This window comes from Kitasatospora sp. NPDC088548 (assembly GCF_044753005.1).
In the GTDB taxonomy this organism is placed as follows: Bacteria; Actinomycetota; Actinomycetes; order Streptomycetales; family Streptomycetaceae; genus Kitasatospora.
On the sequence record NZ_JBIVMI010000041.1, the window covers coordinates 37857 to 56555 of the forward strand.

The window sequence follows — 18699 nt, forward strand, 5'->3', positions numbered from 1 at the left end:
GAGGCCGAGTGCTCAGCTCGCCTTGGCGAGGTCGCGGAAGGCGGCGACCCGCCGCGACGCGGTGGACTTGGAGACGCCGAGCTCGTCGGCGATGGGCTGCAACGGCAGCTTCTCGGGCGGGCCCTGGTGGCGTTGCACGTGCCGGGTGATGACCTCGATGTCGGTCTCGGTCAGGACCCGTGCAACGCTCACCGTCGTTGCACCACCGGTCTCCGTTGCAGCGGCGGGCGTTGCGCCCGACCCGGCCGTTGCAGGGGCCGGAGTCGTTGCATTGCGTCCCGTTTCACCGGGCGCCAGCGCCAGCCGCGTTGCACCGCCGACCGTTGCACGACTCCCGCGACCTGCGGTTTCACCGAGGACGGCGGGCCGTGCAACAGGGACGGGCACAACCGCCGGCGCCGCCACCGGGGCGGGGTGGACCGGCTCCGTTGCAGCGCCCGTTTCAGACCCTTCGGGGGCCGTTGCAGACACCTCGTCGGCTGACAGGTCGTCGGCCGGGTGCGTTGCAGGGGCGTGCGGGATGAGCGCGTGGACGCGCCAGACGACGATCGGTGCGATGCATGCAACGCCGACGATCAACTGCCATTGCGCGTGCCACGTGCCGTCCGCGCCCTGCTCGACACCGAGGAGGTGGGCGTCGGCCATGTGGTAGACCGCGTTCGCGAGGATCATCGTCACCAGCGCGACCACGACTTCCTTCGCCTTGCGGGCGCGGATCGCGGACATCGCCCACACGTCGATGCACACCGGCAGCAGCCAGCCGATCGAGGCCGGGATGCCGACCAGTATTGCCAGCGCGTACTCGCCGCTGGCGGTCAGCCCGACACCGGCCGACAGCGCCGCCCAGGGCGCCTTCGTCCACGCCCAGCCGGTCAGCTGCGTCGTGCGGCGCCGGACCCGCGCGGGATAGCCGCGCTTGCGCGCCGCCTGCTTGGCCGCGATCCGCCGCTCCTCCGCGACCAGGACCTGGACCCTGGCCTCGGCCTCGACCACCTGCCCGGCCGCCCCATTGATGAGCTGCTCGGCCTCGATCCGGGCCTGGGTGATGATCCGCTGCGCCTCCCCCTCGGCCTTGCCGCGCGCCGCCTTGGACTGCCGGTCCAGCTCGGCGGCCCGGCTCTCGGCCGCGGTACGCAAGGAGTCGGCGTGCTGCTGGCCGCGCTCGCGAAGGCCGGCGGCCTGGACGGCGGCCTCCTCCCGGATCGACCCGGCCTCGTTCTCGGCCTGCTCACGCAGCCGCTCGGCCTCGGCCAGGGCGGTCTCGCGGATCTCGTCCGCGTCCGCCCGGGCCATCTCCTCCAGCCGCACGCGCAGGTCCTCGGCCTGGCGGCGCAGCTCCTCGGCCTGCGCCTCGGTGGCCTCCGCCAGCTCGCGGGCCTTGGCGGCAGCGGTGTCGCGGATGCGCTGGGCATCGGCGGCCGCGTCCGCGCGGGCCTGGTCGGCGGCGGCCAGCGCGTCGCGGCAGGCCTGGTCGGCCAGCGCCCGACGACCCGCCAGGTCCTTCTCCGCCTCGGCCTGGTAGGCGTCGACCCGACTGCGGGTGCGCTCCAGGGCCTCGGTGGCGTCGGCGAGCTGCTCGCGGGCGGTGGTGAGGTCGGAGCCGGCCTTGCGGCGGATCTGCCGTGCCTCGGTCTCGGCGGCCTCCACCAGCTGTCCGGCCGTCTCGGTCGCGTCCGCGAGGATCTGCTCCGCACTGCGCGCCGCCTTGGTCTCGGCCTCGGCGGTGAGCACCGCAGCCGCCTGCCGGGCCTGCTGCTTCGCGTCGGCGAGGAGCTGCTCGGCCTCCGCGCTGGCGGTGGCCCGGACCTGGTCGGCGGTGGTCTCGGCGTCGGCGAGCAGCTCGGAGGCGCGCGCCTTCGCGTCGGCGAGCAGCTGCTCGGCCTCGGCGCCGGCGGCGGCCCGGGTCTCCCGGCTCAGCGCCTGGGCGTCCTGCTCGGCACCGGTCAGCAGGTCGGTGGCCTGCTGGCGGGCGCCGTTCAGGATCTGCTCCGCCTGCTCGTCGGCGGCCCGGGTCAGGGCGGCGGCGTCGGCGGTGGCCTGCTCGGCCAGGTCCAGGAGGTCGGCGGCTCGGTCGCGGGCGTCGGCCAGCTCGGCGTGGGCCTGGTCGAGGACCGCGTCGGTCGCGGCCTGGTCGACGACAACGGCGGCCGGCTGCTCGGCCACGACCGGGGCCGTGGTGGTCTTCTTCGTGGTGGGGGTCTTCGCCGCGGTCGGGCGGCGCGCCGGGGTGCGTCGGGTCGCCACGAGGGCTCCTCCTCTATATAGGTGCGCGCGGGGGCGGGCACCGTCGAGCACCGCCGCGCCCGGCCTCCGGTGGTCCGGGGCGGGGCGCGGCGGCGGTGTCGGGCTCTACTGCTGCTGTCCGCCGGCCTTCTCGGCCTGCGCGCGCTGGTGCATCTCGCGGGCCCTGCGCAGCAGCTCGTCCATCTGGCTGCCGGTCCAGGCCTGGTCCTCGGGGCTGCTCACTGGCCACCGCCGGAGGTGGTCGGGGCCGGCTGCGGGGCGGGCTGGGGCAGGTGCTGCTGGATGTCAGCGGTGAGCGTGTTGACGCTCTGCTGGGTCTGGGCGAGCGCGGCGGCGGCGGCCTGGGCAGCGGCGAGGGTGTCGGACATCGTGATCACCCGGCCAGGGGGAGCGCGGCGACGGCGGCGGAGACGGTGGCCGGCAGCGGCCGGACGGTGGCGATCGCGGTGTTCCGCTCGGTGCCGGCGAGGTCGTCCAGGTCGATGACGACCTCGCGGATCGCGCGGCTGGCGGCCGCCGCCCGGGCGCGGACCTGGCGGGCCTTGTCGCGCAGCAGGAGCAGCAGGCCGGTGAAGCCGCGGGCGCCGCTCGGGTAGAGGCCGGCGGCGACGTCGTCCCAGACCTGCGCGGCCAGCTCCTCGTCGAGGTCGGTCGCGGCCGGGCTGATCTCGGCGAGCTGCTCGGCGGCGGCGACGAGCAAGCGGCTGGCGTACCGGCCGTACAGCTCGTCGAAGTCGGCGGTGTTGGTCTCGACGGAGAGTGCCATCATGGTGTTCACGGTCGTGTTCCTCTCGGTCTTCTACGGGTTGGTGGTGCGCGACCGACTACGGCCTCGGGGTTGCGCCCCCGGGGCCGTCTTGCTGCTCTGTGCTGCGTACGAGCAGCCACGGCCGCCGCCCACCCCGAAGATCGGGTGGGCGGCGGCCGTGGCGGTTCGTGCTGTTGGCGGTGGGTCAGGCGGCGGCGCGCTGGCGCATCGGGCTCTCGGCGAGGACCTCGTCCGCGGTGGGCGTCTGGGCGATCGGCCGGGCTCCGACCGGCAGGGCCAGCGGGAAGATCGGGCCGCGTGCGCCGTGCAGCGGGATGCGGCGCAGGGCGTCGGCCACGAACACCGGCAGGAGGATCTCGGCCCACTGCTCGGCGCGCTCGTCGGCGGTCGGCTCGGGGACGGCCGGGCGGGGCTGCGCCATGTGGAGGACCGCCGGGGGCTTCGGGGTCGGGATCTTCCGGAGCACCGTGGTCGGCCGGCGGGCGGCGACCTGGGTGGTTCCTTCCTCGATCTGCTTCGCCCAGTGCGCGACCTTGACGTCGATCTCGACGATCCGGCGGGCGGAGGGGCAGCGGGTGTCCCGCTGGCCGGCTTCCAGCTCGGCGCCGGACAGGTCGGTGGAGTAGTGGTCGCGGATGGTGCGCGTCTTGCCCTGGTCGCCCATGATCCGCTGCCAGGTGTCGCAGGACGGGCAGACCACGGTGTTCGCCTCGTCCGGGCGGAGGTTGTAGCGGCTGGGCAGCAACGTCGAGAGCTTGAGCGGGGAGAGAGAGCTGCGGCGCTTGGTGCGGGTGCGAGCGGGCATCGGGGCCTCCTGACAGGGAGATTGAGGGTCCGGGGGAGCGGTGTGCTGCTCTCTCCGCCCGCCAGGCCCGACCTGATCGGCCGGCGTCCTGGCGGACAGACAGCGCAGCAGCGCTGTGGTGGAGCCATATGTTCGGCCCGGCAACTGCGGTGATTAGGAGCGGGTGGGCTCGACTTGATCACCGCCGAAGCGAATGGGCCTGCACGCCTGACGGCCCGACAGGACCGCCCCGGCCGGGGCCGGTTGGCTTATGTCTGAACTGTACGTACAGAAGTTTGGCCCCGCAAGTCTTCTGTACGTACAGACTTGACAAATGGCCAAAGGCGCAGGTCAGCGACGCGCAGTGCGCGTGTCGGCACGGTCCGTCGCGGTCTCCGCCACGCCCGGCGCGCGGGGCCGGGGGCGACGCCGCGACCAAAACGCGCTATCTTCTGTACGTACAGAACGGACACGATGAGGGAGCGACTGGTGCCAGCCGACAGCAGGGCACGCTGGGAGTGGGTCTACGACGACCTCAAGCGGCGGATCGACCAGCACGAACTGGCTCCTGGCGACCAGGTCCCCGGAGAACTCCAGCTCGCCGAGCAGCACAAGGTCAGCCGTCAGACCGTGCGGACCGCGCTGCAACGGCTCCAGCACGAGGGGCTGATCAACGAGGGGAAGGGCCGGCTCGGGCGCACCGTTCGCGAGTGGCGCCCGCTGGTCTACCGGCCCCAGTCCGAGTTTCGGCGGAAGCCGCCGACGGTCGACATCTACACCCAGCTGCTCCAGGACGAGGGCCGCGACGGCACTCAGACCATCGAAGTGGGCGTGGTGCTGCCGGACGAAGCGGTACGGCAGCGGTTGCAGCTCTCCCAGGGCGAGCCCGTCGGCTATCGCCGGCGAACCAGCTACGTCGACGGCGTCCCCTTCGCCACTGACGACTCGTACGTTCCCCTTCGAATCGTCGAGGGCTCGGAGTGGATGGTTCCTGGCAGCGTCGAACGCGGCACCAACCAGGTCTTGGCCGAGCTCGGCTACGAATTGGTGGAGTCGCTCGATGAGATCTATCCGCGGCTGCCGCAGGCTGCCGAGCTGGAGCGCCTTGCTCTCCCGCCCGGCACCCCGATGGCCGAGCTGATCAGCACCGGGCATGACCGCGAAGGGCGTCCGGTCCAGGTCACCATCTGTCTGCTGCCCGGCGACCGCCACGTAATCGTCTACGAGCGGAACCGGCGCGCCGAGGAGACCGAGCCGGAGACCAAAGAGGCGGCAGCAGAGTGATCATCACGCGTGCTGAACTCGCTGACCTGCCGCGGCTGGCACAGTTCCGGACCGATGCCGCGGCCTGGCTCGCCCAGGCCGGTAGCGACCAGTGGTCCACTGACTTCCCCAGCGACCACATAGCTCGGAGCATCCAGGCCGGGGAGGTGTTCGTCGTCCGGGAGTCCGCAGGAGCCGACGAACTCGCGGCCACCATCACCCTCGACGCCGAGACCGACCCGCTTCTCTGGACGGCCGCCGAGCGCGAGGTCGCCGCCATGTACGTCCACAAGCTCACGGTGGACCGGGCCTACGCCGGTCAGGAGCTTGGTACCCGACTGCTGGACTGGGCCGGCGACCGCGCAGCACGGCGCGGGGCCAAGCTGCTCCGCCTGGATGCCTGGACCAGCAACCGCCGGCTTCACCAGTACTACGTGGAACGCGGCTTTCAGCACGTCAGGACGGTCCTGGACCCCGAAGTTGGCGGCTCGGGCTGGGTAGCCCAGCGCAAGGCCGTTGTCGCCGACCACGGGTTCGATGACTGGACGATCCAAGGGGGAGGGGAACTTGTCGGGACGTCTGATCGCTGATCGACACGGTGAGTTCGCCGCTACTCCGCAGGTTGTCCACAGGGGTAGGGTGGCATCGTCAGTGATCCAAAACGAACTTCGCCGCCCGGACCCGAGGGTCCGGACGGCGTTCAAGTGGATCGGCGCCCCCTGCCAGGGGCCCGTCCCGGTCAGCCACGTAGGAGGTGGTGACGTGATGCAGGGTACCCGCAGTGGCACCCCCTCATACGCGCGGCACCCCGCCGTGGAGTCGACCGGGAAGTCCCGGGTCTCGCTCCGGCGGGGTGCCGTCGTCGTGTATGTGGCCGGCCACGGCGGCCCCCGAGGCGGGGGTGTTCCGTGACCTAGCCCTCGTCCGCGGTGCTCGACCTTCCTAGGGGTCTAGCTCCGCTGGCCGCTCACCGGACTTTCCACCCGGATCAACGCGGCCACCTGCTCCACCTCGCTCTCGGGCTTCCAAACCGTCGAGCGGGGCTCGCTGGAGATCGGCTTCCAACCGACCACCGGCTGCACTACCTGGTTCGCACCACAACCGGCCCCTTTCCAAGGGCCACTCGCAGTACCCGGCTCCCTTGCCAGGAGCCGTTCGCAGTCGGGGCCCTTGCAGGGGCCTCGGCTGCACCGCACCACCACGACCCGCACGAGACGAACGCGAGCGAGAGGAGGCAGTTCGGCACCCCCCGGAGGGGGTCTTTCCAACACCCACGAGGGGTGCTTTTCACGAACACCCCCGAGGGGGCGCCGCTGCGTCCCCATGTAGCTGTAGGGAGCAACGCCATTTTGCAGCAGGTCAGGAGCCCGTTCCAGTCCCGCCGTGTCCCCGTGGCGGCGGGTGGTGTCCCCGGTTTGAGCTCGGAGGATGCCGGGAGGGAGGGGGGAGATCTCTCCTCCCCCCGTGCTGCCTTGGGTTCTGTCCAGGGACTGGTTCAGGGACCGGTTGTCGGAACGGCCGCCGCCAGACCTAGGTCTGTGACGGACATCACACGTTCGGGTGAGTGCGTCGGTAGTGCCGTGGACGGCCTCTCGGGTGTAGTTCCGGCCGTCCCGGCCGTTCCTGGCCAGCGCCAGGAGGTAGCCGGCGCCGCAGTGGTCCCCGCGAAGAAGGTCGCGTGGGTGCCGGAGCAGCAGCACCTGGTGTCGGGGACGGCCGGGCGGATCGTGCTGGACGGCTACTCGTGGATGCAGGCAGTGCACTGGGTGCACGGTGCCGGCCTCTACGTCCCGCCGTCGCGCCGCCCGAAGTTCAGCGAGACGACGCTGCGGCTCGCGCGGGTTCTGTCGGAGCTGACGCCGTGTCGCCCGAGCATCGCGTTCCTGATGCGCGCGATGCAGTGCAGCAAGCGGACCGTGCAGTACCACCTGGAGATCCTGCGGGCGACCGGCCTGCTGGCCTGGCGCTCGATCGGCACCCGGCTGCCGATGATGCCCGGTCAGGTCCGGGTGGACTGCCGCGCCTCCGAGTACGAGCGCCTGGTCCCGGCCTCCTACGACCAGGCGCTCGGCATCCGGACCGTGGGCGAGGGCCTGGAGCGGCGGATGACGGGGATCTCGGAGGAGGGCCGGGGCGTGATCGCGGAGCTCGGGAAGAAGGCCGCGAGGAAGCTGCGTCGCCCCCGTCGCCCCCGCCGTCACACCAGTGCCGGACAGTCCGTCAAGACACCGCGTTGCACCCCAATGGAGGGTGGTACCACTGACTGCCTGAGCTCTACCTCTGTGGGTGATTCAAAGACTACGGGCGGGGCCCGTGTCGACGAGAAGTCCAGCACCAGGAAGCAGCCGAAGGCGGCCGCCAAGGGCGGGGAGCGGCGGCGGACGGTGCTCGGGCAGGCCGTCACCGCGGCGATGCTGGCCGCTGGCGACCGGCTCGCCAAGGCCGCGTACCGGCGGGTGCCGTGGGTACGCCAGGCCAGCCACGACCAGCTCCGGTGGGTGCTCAACGACGCCGCCGGCAAGGGCTGGGACGAGCAGCGGACCGTGGCCTGGCTGGGCGAGATCGCAGGTCAGTACGGGTGCGCCGGTCTGCTCTGGCGCCCGGAGCGGCCCCACTCGCTGATCGCGCACGCCCTGCGCCAGGACGTCGAGCAGGAGCAGCACGACCAGGAGGTGGCCGAGCGGGCCGCCGTCCGGGTCGACGACACCACGGTCACCGCAGTACGCGAGCTGGCCGGGGAACTCGAGTTCATGGCCGACCTGTTCGGCGCGGCGGCCTCCACCGCGCCCGCGACCCGGCAGGACCTGCTCGAAGCGGCCTACCTGCCCGCGGCCGCGCTCGCCCAGATGGAGAGCGCCGGCGACCGGGCCTTCGACCTGTTCGGCGCCGACCTGGTCGCCCAGTACGCCTCCCTCGCCGCCAACCCGAACATCCAGCTGGGAGTGACCCGATGACCGACGATCCGCGCACCGCTCTCCAGCGGGAGTTCCCCTGGTGGGGGATGGTCGCCCCCGAGCTGGCGCGCCACACCGTGCCGGTCTACGACCACGAGACCCGCGAGCTGGTGCTCCTGTGCAGCACCCGGGCCTACCTGCTCCAGCTCAGGCTGCACGGCCGGCAGTTGCTCGCCAAGCTCAACCGGATCGACAGTGCGCCTCACGTCGCCGGCTTCCGCGCCGAGGTCGTCTCCGCCCGCGTCGTCGTCACCGGCCCGCCCACCTGGAGCGACGAGCAGCTGATCGAGGACGTGCTGCTGGAGAGCTGGCACGACCTGGTCCAGGACCGCGGATCGCTCCACCTGCTGGCCGTGCGCCACGTCGAGGCCCCCGGCGAGGTCGGCCACCTCGCCCGCCACTGGGCCGAAGCCAACGGCCAGCCGACCGAACCGGTCCACCGCGAAGCGCTCTGCAGCTGCCTCGACAGCGGCCTTGACCACCAACACCCGCCGCTCACCGACGAGGAACTGACCGCCCGGCTCATCACGGACGCCGACCTGGTCCTCGCCTTCATCCACGACCGTGCCCTCGACGAGCAGATCGCCGACGCCGCCGAGCACGCCAACATCACCGTCAGGAGGTTCACCGCATGACCAGCACCACCCAGGAGCCCGGCGGCGCCGACCTCGCCCGCACCGCGCTGCGCGCCGCCCGCCGCGCCGCCCGCGCAGCAGGCAACGCCCCCGCGAAGAAGACCACCCCGACCCGCCAGCAGATCGCCCGCGCCGGCCGCGACGCACGCGACCCCTCCACCCTGGCCACCGTCGTACCCACCATGGCCGCCGCCCAGGGCTGGGCGCTGGGCACCGCCCAGGGCACCATGCGCAACAACTGGGCCCAGCTCGTCGGCCCGGAGGAAGCCACCCACTGGTTCCCGGCCGGCTTCAACGCCGACACCCGCACCCTGCGCATCACCTGCGACTCCCCGGCCTGGGCCACCAAGCTGCGCCTGGAACAGCGCGCCATCCTGGCCAAGCTCAACGGCACCCGCCCCGACACCGTCCGCGCCATCGACATCCGCGTCGGCCAGGCCGCCCCCGCCCCGGCACCCGACACCGAGCCGACCGCCCCCATCAGGCCGGCGACGGACCCGGCTCCCGCGCCGGCCCCGCCGCCGCTCGCCGACAGCCTGGCCTACCAGCAGCTCCGCCAGCAGATGCGCGAGCAGGCCCAGGCCCGCCAGGCCGTACTCGACGAAGAAGCCGCAGCCCGGGAAGAGATCCTGCGCCAGCACTACAACCGCCTGCGCGAGCCCGAACGGGATCACCGCCCCTCGGTCGAGGACGAGGAGGCCATGGCCCGGGCCGCCCGAGCCCGCGAGCTCCTCGCCCGCCACCGCGCCGCCCTCGCCGTCGCCCGCGGCGACGCCGTCCCGCTGCGTACCAAGCGCACCCGGCAGCCGACCACCCTCTCCGGTGCCGCGTGACCAGGACCGCTCCACCACCCGCCCGCCGACCGCTACCGTCGAACCTGCGGCCCGCCACCATGGCGGCCGCCACCACCGAGGAGGCCCAGGTGACCACCCAGCCCGACCACCAGGACGCGGCCGCTCCCAGGCCGGCCACCCTGCACGAGCTGCGCACCGCGCTGTCCCGCTACGGCCTGCCCGGCGACCGCGACCTGTTCGAGCGGGACCTGGCCGCCGCCCTCGACGCCTCCCCGATCGGCGACCTGGCCGCCGTCGCCGAGGTGATCGCCACCTACCGCCACCGCCTGACCCTGCGGACCAGCACCGAGGCCATGGACTCCCTCGCCGCGCCGATCGGCGGCCAGCAGTGGACCCCGGCCGCCGATGTGTTCGCCCGGCTCCGCGCCGCCGGCGGCGACCGGTGACCGACCAGCCCGAACAGCCGGCCCCGCTGCACGTCTTCCTCTCCGACGCCGCCGAAGCCGCCCTCGGCGCGCTGCGCCCCGGCGAGCTGGACGCGGTCGAGAAGCTCCTCGAGCGCCTGGCCCTCTACCCGCGGCTCGGCATCCCGGTGCCCGGCGGCACCGACCTCGAGGTCGACGACTACACCGCCCGCACCGACCCGGCCGCCGACTCCGGCGACCGCATCAGCATCGTCTACCGGGTGCACGAGACCATGAGGTCTGTGTTCGTGACCTGGGTAATCGCCGGGCCCTGACCCCGGATCAGCACCAACCCGGAGATGGCCGGGCCCCTCACGCTCGTCGACGTGAGGGGCCCGGCCATCAGCGTAGGGCCGCCCTCTGCCCCGCGTTCGGGTTTCACCCTGCCCCCGGCGGGGAGTTCCGCGTAGCGTGACCGACGGACCGGACACAGCGGCCGCTACCGGAAGGGGAGTTCGTGCAGGCGGGAACCGTGCTCGACGGGCGCTACGAGCTCGTCGAGCGGATCGGAGCGGGCGGCTTCGGCCAGGTGTGGGAGGCCTACGACCCGAAGGTCGACCGCTGGGTCGCGGTCAAGGTCCTCACCGCGGACGGCAGCCCCGACAGCAGCCGCCAGGTCGCCCGGTTCGCCCGCGAGGCCGCGGTCGCCGGCGGCCTGTCCCACCCGAGCATCGTCACCGTCCACGACTTCGGCTCCACCGTCCACGACGGCCGCCAGGTCGCCTACCTGGTGATGGAACTGATCGACGGCGACCCGCTCTCCACCGCCTTGAAGGACGGACCGCTCGGCCGGGCCGAGACCCTGGACATCGCCTACTGCGTCGCCGACGCACTGGCCGCCGCCCACGATGCCGGCCTGGTCCACCGCGACATCAAGCCCGCCAACATCATGGTCCTCGACGACGAATCCGCCGCCTCCACCGCGAAGGTCGTCGACTTCGGCATCACCAAGAGCACCGAGACCAAGCACGCCATCACCACCACCGGCGTCCTCATCGGCACCCCGGCCTACATGGCCCCCGAGGCGTTCACCGGCGAGCTCGACCACCGCTCCGACCTGTACGCGCTCGGCTGTGTCCTCCACGAAGCCCTCGCCGGCACACCCCCGTTCACCGGCGCCACCTTCTGGAACCTCGCCCACCAGCACGCCACCCAGCCACCCCCGGACCTACGCGCCCTGCGCCCCAACGTCTACCCCGAACTCGAGGACCTGGTCGCCCGCCTGCTCGCCAAGGACCCCGACGACCGCCCCCAGGACGCCGACCAGGTCCGCACCGCCCTCAACGAGATCGGCGAGCGCTACTACGGCCGCCACGCGCCCCGGCGCGGCAAGGATCTCAACACCGACGTCACGCTCAGCCGGGAGGAAGCCCAGCACGGCGCCACCGTGCCACTGCGGCAGAACGCCCGGAGCACCTGCCCCGACTGCGCCGGCGACCCCCGCCGCCAGGACAACGGCTGGTGCTCACTGTGTCGCGGGACCGGCCTCGTGCCCAAGCGCGTCCAGGAACACCAGGTCCGCTTCCCCGCCGGCCTCCGCGAAGGACAGCGCGTCCGACTTCGCGGCCTGGGCGAGCGCGGCACCAACGGCGGCGAGAACGGCGACCTCTACGTCACCGTGCACATCGAACCCTGATCGGCCGCCGGCCGACTGTTCCGAGTGAACCGAGCTCGCCCCCGCGGTCCTGCTCCAAGGCCCTGCTGTCGGCGAGCAGGCGTACATGTGACGTGATCCTGGGGCACGTCACATGAAGTGCGGCCGCGCCGTGCCCGTGGCGGATGTACTCGTGGTCCATTTTGGGGGACACCACAATCACCAAAATGGACTATGAGTACATCCCGGCCCCACCCCCTCGCTCTCCCCGCCCGGCCAGTGGCGGCACCTGCCCTACCGGGAAGCCGGGCCCGGGCGGCAACCTGATGCCCCATGCGGACCTGACCCAGCAGGTGGCTGGGCGCGGTGTGCTCCGCCCCCGCACCCGTGGCCAGCTGTGCTCAGCTGGACCAGCAACCCCGCTGCCGCCTGCCCTGCGGCGCCAGCCCGTCACCGGGGCCGTGGCCGGCCCCGCCGCCGACCCGTCGCCGCACCGGTCACGCCGAAGACGGCGTGACACTGGGCAGTTGCCCTTCGCAAGGTGGCGGGTGCCCGTGCCTGGCCCGGCACCTGCCGCACCGGCCTGCCTCGTCGTCGCGGACCTGCCGACCACCGTGCACTGTCCCAGGTCACCACCCACCTGTACGAGATCGCTGCGCACCACCTGGACAGCACGCCACGTCGCCAGCCCACGGAGACCCGTGGATCATCGGCGACCGGTACTGCTGCGCCAACTCGGCACGGATGCCTGCCTGGTGATGGATGAGCGCGGAAAGGGCCGTCAAGGCCCGGTCGCGGCGGCAGCCGCGATTTCGTGATCGGCGCCGTACGGCCCGGCCGACCAGGTGGTGCTGCTGGCGACGCCGTCCAGGCCGGGCGGCGGCAGCGGCACGGGTGGACTCCTGCCGGAGGCGTCGTTGCCGACCACCGGCGGGGGCGACACGCCGGACTGCGGAAGCCATGCGGGTGAACGTCACGGACGGCCACCGGCAGGAGGCGCGCGTTCCGCACGTCAATGACCACACAAGAGGTGCACGGCCCTCCAGGTCGCTGACCTGCGGAAACGTCGATTCCCCGGTGATCCTGGGATCACCTGAGGTGATCCGGCGATCCCCAAGAGGTGATCCCAGGATCACCGAAATGACCTTTAAGTGCATGTACCTATGGGTCATATAGGTGGTGTCCCCAGCAACCTAAATGCACCATGAGTGCATGCACTGTTAGTATATTTACAGGTGGTGCTGCTGAGCCGTTCCGCACCGTCACGCCCACAAGCACCCCGATTTGAGCTGGAGTGAGGAGCAGAGCCCATGGCGCGAGCAGCCGGGTCGCCCAAGCGCTACGACGCCGAGGGCAACGTCGTCCCGACGACGAATTTCGGGTACGCCGGTAGCTACAGCACCGTGGACAACTCCCGGATGAACGGGATCGCGGAGGCCGTCGAGACGATCACCGACCGCGAGTCCCGCGTGCTGATCTGGTGGCTGGCCAACACCCCGGGCCCGGACATGCACGTCGAGCTGACGATCACCGAGATCGCAGCCCGGCTCAAGATGGACCCGAAGGCCCTCAGCCGGAACGTCGCTAAGCTCAACAAGTTGCGCCTGCTGCTGCACGTGAAGACGATCGGCCGCAACCGCTTCTTCCGCGTCACCCCCTACCTGACCCACCAGGGCAGCGCGTTCGAGCAGCGCACGGCCATCAGGGACTGGAACCCGCCGGAGATCCCCGCGTACGTTCCGCCGCAGAAGGACAAGCCGAAGCGGCCCCGCAAGGCCGCCGCTGGAGAGGAAGAGTGACCATGGCACAGATCAGGTCCGCCGAGGACGTGAAGGCCATGCTCAAGCGCACGGCCGACCTGCCGCCCAACCAGCGCGTCGTGGTCATCCTCTACGCCAGCTCCGAGCAGAACGAGCGCACCGGCGCCGTCATGTCGACCGGCCAGGACCTCGCGGCCGAGATCGACATGAACCCCAGCCTCTTCTCCCGCCTTCGCCTGGCGCTGACCCGCTCCGGCTGGCTGGAGAAGGTCAGCGACAACAGCCCGTTCTACCGCCTCACCGCGAAGGCCGGCGGAGGAGACAACGTCCTCCCCCTGCGCCGCGCTGGCGGCGATGGCGAACACCAAGCCCGCCGGGCCTGACACAGCCGGCCGGGACACGGAGCACAGCAGGAGAGGGCCCGGGCACCCGCCCGGGCCCTCTCCGCTCTGGCCCTGCCAGCCAGGATCAAAGCGCTATCACCGGTGATAGCGGTCCGGCCTACCCGTGCCCGCCCGGGCTGCGACACTGGTGATCATGACCGACCGACGCAGCCTCTCGCTGCCCGCCTTCTCCGACCCTGCCGCCGACGCGCCCCTTCCCGCCCAGTCCGGCGGGCGCCGGCTGCTGCCGGTCGAGCAGGGCGCCGACTTCCGCCAGCCGCCCGGTGAGACCGCGGCCGTACCCGCCCCGGCCCGTCGCCGCCTCTCGCCCGGCGGCCTGACCTTCTCCGATCCGGACCACCAGATCTGACCGCTTCGGGTCGCCGCGCCGCAGGCTTCTGACCTGCGGAGGGTTCAAAAATCGGCCCTCAAATGAGGGCCCGAAAGTAGAAGTCCCCGCCGCTGGCCTGCGGGTCTACCAGCCGTCCATCGCCCGGACGTCCCCGGAGATGGCGTAGCGGCGGCAGGCGAGGATCTCGGCGGTGGTGATGCCGATGTCGTTCGCGAGGCGGGCGAGGCCGCTGTCCTCGGCCTGGCGGTCGGAGACGTAGGCCGGCACGACCTCGAGGGCGAGCGCACCGATGCCGAGCTGGGCGGCGCGCTGCTGGGTGAGCGCGTCGCGGCCGACGCTTACGTGGCGGCGCCAGGCTTCGGCGGTGATGCCGTCCGGGGCGGGGCCGGTCTCCAGCTCGGCGGCCGGGACGTCGGGGCGGGCCCGGACCTCGGCGACCGCTGCGGCGACGATCCCGCCGACCGTCCCGACCGGAAGCACGGCGCCGCCGACGTCCTGGTGGGCGTCGGCGAGGCGGTCGGCGATCAGGTCGGTGAGCTCGGCGCTGCGGCCCTTGAGGTCGACGACCGCGCGCACCGGCAGGACCAGGTCGGTGCTGTCCCACGCGTGGGACACCCCGAGCTCCGTCTGCACGGTGTCCTCGATCGCCTCGGCGACGGCCGCCAGGTCGAGCAACCGGTATGCCGTCGAGCGGCCGATCCCGAACTCGGCGAGCGCGTACGCCGACCACGACGGATACTCCAGCACGGTCCACACCTTCGCCTGGTGGGCGGCACGGACCCGGCGGGCCAAGACCAGGACGGCGGCCCGCACGTCCTCGATCGCCGCGCGCAGCTGCTCGGTCAGCTCCCGGGCCCGCGCTTCGTCGACCGGGCCGGTCTGGTCCTGGTGCTCGCTGTCCATGCCCGGATCGTTCCCGGAGCGGGTGGCCGGAACCGTGGCTGGCGCGGCGGACCGGCGTGCGGGCCGGGCGCGCGGCAGCCGGCTTCCTCGCGGTCGAACAGGGGTGTGTCCGGCTGTGTCTGGGCTGTGTCGCGCCCTGTGTCACGGCTGTGTTCTGCCCTGCCGAACTGCCCTGGTATGTCTGTTTCGCCCTGTGTCACCTATGTCCCGAGGGCCGTGTTTGCCCAGGTGGAGGGGTGTGCCTGTATCTGTTGTGTCTTCTGTGTCCGGACCGCCGTCGGGCGGTTCGCCGGGCTGGGACGGTTGGCGGCTACTGGTCGGGTGCGGCGTCCTGGATGGCGGCGAGCAGGCGGGCGTGGACCGCGCCGGCGGCCTCGCGGGTGGCCGGGTCCGGGTCCTCCAGCTGCGGGGCGATCAGCGCGGCGGCCGCGGCGAGGACCGGAACGGGGACGGTCGCGGTGCGCAGGTGCAGTAGCTGGGCGGCGGCCTGTTCGGCGGGCGTCGCCTGGGTGCGGGTGGTGGGGATGAGGGAGCCTATGCCGCGCGGCTGGGTGCTGGTCACCCGGCCCATTCTCCCGCGCACCGGCCGGTGCTGATCACCGGTCGGCGGGGGTGGGTCACCCGCTGTTCGCGGCCGCGGTGGCGGCGTGGCCGGCGGCGGTGGCGGCGCCCAGTTCGTCGGCGAGCAGGGTGAGCTCGCGCGCCGGGGCGCCGATCACGCAGGCCGGCATGGCGGCCGCGAGCGCGCACACCGCGACCAGCGGGATCCGCTCGCCCGGCGTGAGCTCGGGCAGGGTGGCGGTGTGGGCGGCGCCGAGCAGCACATCCGCTGCGAGCGAGTAGCGCAGCTCCTCGGCCAGCTCCCCGTTGCCGCCGGGGACCACCTCCTGGTGGCTGGCCCGCTCGATCGCCTCGGCCGCGCGCTCCAGGACCAGGCCGTGGTGCTCGTTGCTCTGGCGGCCGCCGAGCGCGCGCACCCACCCGGCAGCTGCTTCCCCGGCGTCGCGGGCCCGGTGCAGCGCGGCCAGCACGTCCGGGTCGAGCGCCTGGACGTCGTGCTCGGCGCTCGGGTGCTCGGCCCCGGCCGGGGAGAGCTGCGGCGGTGCGGACAGCGGGGAGGTCGTCATGCCCGGTGCAACCGCTGCGCGGCCTCCCCGGTCACGGGCAGCGGGTGCAGCAGCCGGCCGCCCGCTGCTGCTGCACGGAGCAGCAGCGGTGTAGCAAGGCGGACCTTGCTACACCGCTGCCCGGCCCGCGGCTGGGGCAGCAGGGTGCAGCAAGGTCACCCTTGCTGCACCCGGCGCTGCTGCGACTGCGACCGGCTGCGCAGCGGACGGGCTGCGACTGCGACGGCCCGCGCAACCGCCGACTGCGCAACGGCCGGAGCCGGGTGCGACAGTGCGACCCGGGTCGCAACCGTCCGGATCACGATGCGCAAGGGCGGGTGCGGGCCAGGTGCGCGGTGTGCGATGCCGCAGGTGGGGGCACTGCGATGGGGATCGCAGTGGCAGGCGCCGCAGGCCTTGGCCGGGGGCCGGCCGGGCCGGTTGCGCACCGCGCCGGGCCCCGGCCGGATGCGCATGCGCATGGTGGCGGGCGGGCGGGCGGTTGCGCATGCGCAAGGCACCGTTGCGCAGGGGGTTGCGCATGCGCAGCGGGACAACCGGGCCGTTGCGCGGGACAACCCCGGACAAGGGGCCGACGGGTAGCAGGACAAGGGGGCGAGCGGCTACGGCCGGTGACGGGACAACATGCAGCGCTGCCGTACCGGGCAGCGGGACAACGTGCAGCAGCAGGGCCTGGTGCAGCAGCACGTTCGGCTGCTGCTGCACCGTCGCTTCGTGCAGCAGCAGCAGTGCAGCGCCGCTGCACCAGGCGCAGCAGCGCGGAGTTTCGAACCGGTCCGCAATCCGGGTTCCTTGATGGCCACCCGTACCGCCGGCAGTTTCGGACCGGTCCGAAATGGGCTGTGACCTGGGCGATCGTCAAGGCTACGATCCGGGCATGCAAAACGGATCGGTCCGAAATTCCGGCGCTGCTGACGTGCTGTTCGACGTGGCGGTCGGCGCGGTGTGCGAGCGGAACGGGTGCGAGGAGATCGTGCCGCCGCCGGAGCCGGGCAGGCGCGGGCGCCGGGCGATTTACTGCTCGAAGGCGTGCAAGTCCGCGGCGGCCCGCGACAAGGCCAAGGACGACACCCTTGAGGGAGGGCGGGCGGAGGTGCTGCGGTGCGCGAAGGCAGCCGTGGACGCCGCCCGGGCGTTCCTGGACGCGGTGGACGACGATCCGGTGGCCGCCTACGACGCCTTCTACACCGTGCACGCCTCGCTGAACTTCCACGCGCGGGAGGCTGCGGAGGACGTGCGGGACGAGGTCCGCTGGCCCGAGCTGACCGGGCCCGAGCGCGAGCTGCGCCGGGCCGAGGAGATGGTGATGCGCCCGGACGTCCTGGCCCGCGTCTCCCCGGAGGTCCTGGCCGCGTACCCGCCCCGGCCCACTGTTTCGGATCGGTCCGAAAATCCCGACCGGGCCGTGCCCTTGGCTGCGCCCGCGGTTTCAGCTCGGTCCGAAATGCCGCCTGCGCCAGTTGGGGCGGCGGCACCGGGAGTTTCGGACCGGGCCGAAATCCGCCCCGCTGCCGCCGCGCCGGCCCCGGCCGCCACGGAAGAGCAGCAGGCGGAGGCCTTCGAGGCGCTGCGCCGCGTCGCCTGCACCATTCCGACGCTCCGGTTCGGCGAGCCGGACCGGCTCGACGACCTGGACCTGACGGTCGGTGAGGGCTGGCTGCTCGCCTCCTGGGACGACCCGCAGGCCGAGGACGTCCACCAGTTGCTCTACCGGGGCCGGCCGATCGGCTGGACCGCCCCGCTGCCGGACGGACCGTGGGGGCAGGCCGGGCACATCGCCGCCCACCACCGGGGCTCCAAGGCCGCCGTGACCCTGACGAACCCGGCCAGCGGAGCCAGCACCCACCGCACGGTCGGCCAGGCCCTGGACGTCCTGCACCGCACGCACATCGAACTGCTGCGCCCCGAGCATGCGATGCCCGGCGTGCAGCACCTGGCTCTCAAGCGCCCGACCGGCTGGATCGTGCCCTCCGCCCGCGGCCTCGGCGACCCCGACCGCGAGGCGCTCGACGACGGCCTGGTCCACCTCACCTGGCCCGACCACCCGGGCGTCCAGGAGCTCCAGCAGGGCGGCCGGCCGGTCGGCTGGATCGAGGAGTACGACGTCCAGCGCGGAACCTGGACCGCTCTGATCGACAGCAGCCTCGTCGCCGACGCCGCCAGCGGCGAACCCCTGCGCTGCCCCGGCGCCGAAGGCGCCCTCGCCCTGCTGCGCCGGGCGCTGGGGGAGCACCTCACCCGCTGGTAGGCCGGGCCTGGCCGACGCGGCCGCGCGCCGGCCCGCGCGCGATGGACAGCTCCAGCAGCGCGCGGCGCGCCTATGGACAGACCGCGCAGAGTCCGCGCGCACCCGGCCGCTCCGCACCGCACCGCGCGGTCCGCACCCGCGTACCCGCACCGCGCCGCGCGGGCTTCCGCACCGCACCCGCAAAGGCCGGTGCGGTAGTCGCGCCGCTACCGCACCGCACCATGCGATCCATGCCCGCACCGCGCGCTGGCCCGCGCGCGATGGACAGTCCCAGCAGCGCGCGGCGCGCCTATGGACAGACCGCGCAGAGTCCGCGCGCACCCGGCCGCGCGCGCTGACCGTGCCGACCAGTGCCGCGCGTTTCTCCTGGACAACGGCGCGTTTCCCCTGGACTTGCGTCCTGAACGCGAGAAGGAGTTGGTAGT

The 18699-nt window shown here is 72.8% G+C and carries 20 protein-coding genes; 12 read left to right on the forward strand and 8 right to left on the reverse strand.

What is annotated here, in order from left to right; translation table 11 throughout:
* Positions 1-12: 12 nt before the first annotated feature.
* The 4 genes from ACIP82_RS34995 to ACIP82_RS35010 form a co-directional block, all read right to left on the reverse strand.
* On the reverse strand, positions 13-2244 hold the full coding sequence (locus tag ACIP82_RS34995; protein ID WP_400659360.1) for a hypothetical protein: 2232 nt from the start codon (positions 2242-2244) through the stop codon (positions 13-15).
* 218 nt (positions 2245-2462) lie between these two features.
* Complete coding sequence (locus ACIP82_RS35000) at positions 2463-2612, reverse strand: hypothetical protein (protein WP_400659362.1); 150 nt, start codon at positions 2610-2612, stop codon at positions 2463-2465.
* 5 nt (positions 2613-2617) lie between these two features.
* Positions 2618-3022 carry a hypothetical protein gene (locus ACIP82_RS35005; protein WP_400659364.1) on the reverse strand — a complete coding sequence of 135 codons (405 nt, stop codon included), beginning with the start codon at positions 3020-3022 and terminating at the stop codon, positions 2618-2620.
* Positions 3023-3197: 175 nt separating this feature from the next.
* Positions 3198-3818, reverse strand: coding sequence for a hypothetical protein (locus ACIP82_RS35010; protein ID WP_400659366.1), 621 nt, complete (start codon positions 3816-3818; stop codon positions 3198-3200).
* Positions 3819-4286: 468 nt separating this feature from the next.
* On the opposite strand from ACIP82_RS35010, the gene ACIP82_RS35015 reads away from it, so the two are divergent.
* From ACIP82_RS35015 to ACIP82_RS35050, 8 genes are all read left to right on the forward strand, one after another.
* On the forward strand, positions 4287-5081 hold the full coding sequence (locus ACIP82_RS35015) for a GntR family transcriptional regulator (RefSeq protein ID WP_400659368.1): 795 nt from the start codon (positions 4287-4289) through the stop codon (positions 5079-5081).
* Positions 5078-5650: a GNAT family N-acetyltransferase gene (locus ACIP82_RS35020; protein ID WP_400659370.1), complete on the forward strand. Its 573-nt coding sequence runs from the start codon at positions 5078-5080 to the stop codon at positions 5648-5650. Before ACIP82_RS35015 ends, ACIP82_RS35020 begins: the two co-directional genes overlap by 4 nt.
* A gap of 1092 nt (positions 5651-6742) precedes the next feature.
* Positions 6743-8014, forward strand: coding sequence for a hypothetical protein (locus ACIP82_RS35025; protein WP_400659372.1), 1272 nt, complete (start codon positions 6743-6745; stop codon positions 8012-8014).
* Positions 8011-8649, forward strand: coding sequence for a hypothetical protein (locus tag ACIP82_RS35030; protein ID WP_400659374.1), 639 nt, complete (start codon positions 8011-8013; stop codon positions 8647-8649). The genes ACIP82_RS35025 and ACIP82_RS35030 overlap by 4 nt, the downstream gene beginning before the upstream one ends.
* Complete coding sequence (locus tag ACIP82_RS35035; protein WP_400659376.1) at positions 8646-9482, forward strand: DciA family protein; 837 nt, start codon at positions 8646-8648, stop codon at positions 9480-9482. The genes ACIP82_RS35030 and ACIP82_RS35035 overlap by 4 nt, the downstream gene beginning before the upstream one ends.
* Complete coding sequence (locus ACIP82_RS35040) at positions 9479-9889, forward strand: hypothetical protein (protein ID WP_400659378.1); 411 nt, start codon at positions 9479-9481, stop codon at positions 9887-9889. Before ACIP82_RS35035 ends, ACIP82_RS35040 begins: the two co-directional genes overlap by 4 nt.
* Positions 9886-10182 carry a hypothetical protein gene (locus ACIP82_RS35045; protein ID WP_400659380.1) on the forward strand — a complete coding sequence of 99 codons (297 nt, stop codon included), beginning with the start codon at positions 9886-9888 and terminating at the stop codon, positions 10180-10182. Before ACIP82_RS35040 ends, ACIP82_RS35045 begins: the two co-directional genes overlap by 4 nt.
* A gap of 182 nt (positions 10183-10364) precedes the next feature.
* Entirely contained in the window at positions 10365-11543 is a 1179-nt protein-coding gene (locus ACIP82_RS35050; protein ID WP_400659382.1) for a protein kinase, read from the forward strand.
* Between the two features lie 739 nt (positions 11544-12282).
* Here ACIP82_RS35050 and ACIP82_RS35055 read toward each other — a convergent pair.
* Positions 12283-12444: a hypothetical protein gene (locus ACIP82_RS35055; RefSeq protein ID WP_400659384.1), complete on the reverse strand. Its 162-nt coding sequence runs from the start codon at positions 12442-12444 to the stop codon at positions 12283-12285.
* 367 nt (positions 12445-12811) lie between these two features.
* Here ACIP82_RS35055 and ACIP82_RS35060 point away from each other — a divergent pair, with 367 nt between their 5' ends.
* From ACIP82_RS35060 to ACIP82_RS35070, 3 genes are all read left to right on the forward strand, one after another.
* Positions 12812-13300 carry a winged helix-turn-helix domain-containing protein gene (locus tag ACIP82_RS35060; RefSeq protein WP_400659386.1) on the forward strand — a complete coding sequence of 163 codons (489 nt, stop codon included), beginning with the start codon at positions 12812-12814 and terminating at the stop codon, positions 13298-13300.
* A gap of 2 nt (positions 13301-13302) precedes the next feature.
* Positions 13303-13644, forward strand: coding sequence for a replication initiation protein, RepL2 (locus ACIP82_RS35065; protein WP_400659388.1), 342 nt, complete (start codon positions 13303-13305; stop codon positions 13642-13644).
* 154 nt (positions 13645-13798) lie between these two features.
* On the forward strand, positions 13799-14014 hold the full coding sequence (locus ACIP82_RS35070; RefSeq protein ID WP_400659390.1) for a hypothetical protein: 216 nt from the start codon (positions 13799-13801) through the stop codon (positions 14012-14014).
* Between the two features lie 105 nt (positions 14015-14119).
* Here the strand turns inward: ACIP82_RS35070 and ACIP82_RS35075 are convergent, their stop codons facing one another.
* From ACIP82_RS35075 to ACIP82_RS35085, 3 genes are all read right to left on the reverse strand, one after another.
* Positions 14120-14899, reverse strand: coding sequence for a hypothetical protein (locus ACIP82_RS35075; RefSeq protein WP_400659392.1), 780 nt, complete (start codon positions 14897-14899; stop codon positions 14120-14122).
* A gap of 310 nt (positions 14900-15209) precedes the next feature.
* Positions 15210-15461: a hypothetical protein gene (locus ACIP82_RS35080; RefSeq protein ID WP_400659394.1), complete on the reverse strand. Its 252-nt coding sequence runs from the start codon at positions 15459-15461 to the stop codon at positions 15210-15212.
* Between the two features lie 55 nt (positions 15462-15516).
* Positions 15517-16026: a hypothetical protein gene (locus tag ACIP82_RS35085; protein ID WP_400659396.1), complete on the reverse strand. Its 510-nt coding sequence runs from the start codon at positions 16024-16026 to the stop codon at positions 15517-15519.
* Positions 16027-16903: 877 nt separating this feature from the next.
* Here ACIP82_RS35085 and ACIP82_RS35090 point away from each other — a divergent pair.
* The gene (locus ACIP82_RS35090; RefSeq protein ID WP_400659397.1) at positions 16904-18274 is read left to right on the forward strand and encodes a hypothetical protein; all 1371 of its coding nucleotides are present in this window, start codon (positions 16904-16906) and stop codon (positions 18272-18274) included.
* Positions 18275-18699: the final 425 nt, after the last annotated feature.

Excerpts from the sequence above, each read along its gene's own strand:
- ACIP82_RS35000 (WP_400659362.1), bottom strand. The coding sequence starts at position 2,612 with ATGTCCGACACCCTCGCCGCTGCCCAGGCCGCCGCCGCCGCGCTCGCC.
- ACIP82_RS35010 (WP_400659366.1), bottom strand. The coding sequence starts at position 3,818 with ATGCCCGCTCGCACCCGCACCAAGCGCCGCAGCTCTCTCTCCCCGCTC.
- ACIP82_RS35030 (WP_400659374.1), top strand. The coding sequence starts at position 8,011 with ATGACCGACGATCCGCGCACCGCTCTCCAGCGGGAGTTCCCCTGGTGG.
- ACIP82_RS35035 (WP_400659376.1), top strand. The coding sequence starts at position 8,646 with ATGACCAGCACCACCCAGGAGCCCGGCGGCGCCGACCTCGCCCGCACC.
- ACIP82_RS35060 (WP_400659386.1), top strand. The coding sequence starts at position 12,812 with ATGGCGCGAGCAGCCGGGTCGCCCAAGCGCTACGACGCCGAGGGCAAC.
- ACIP82_RS35065 (WP_400659388.1), top strand. The coding sequence starts at position 13,303 with ATGGCACAGATCAGGTCCGCCGAGGACGTGAAGGCCATGCTCAAGCGC.
- ACIP82_RS35070 (WP_400659390.1), top strand. The coding sequence starts at position 13,799 with ATGACCGACCGACGCAGCCTCTCGCTGCCCGCCTTCTCCGACCCTGCC.
- ACIP82_RS35075 (WP_400659392.1), bottom strand. The coding sequence starts at position 14,899 with ATGGACAGCGAGCACCAGGACCAGACCGGCCCGGTCGACGAAGCGCGG.
- ACIP82_RS35085 (WP_400659396.1), bottom strand. The coding sequence starts at position 16,026 with ATGACGACCTCCCCGCTGTCCGCACCGCCGCAGCTCTCCCCGGCCGGG.
- ACIP82_RS35090 (WP_400659397.1), top strand. The coding sequence starts at position 16,904 with ATGCAAAACGGATCGGTCCGAAATTCCGGCGCTGCTGACGTGCTGTTC.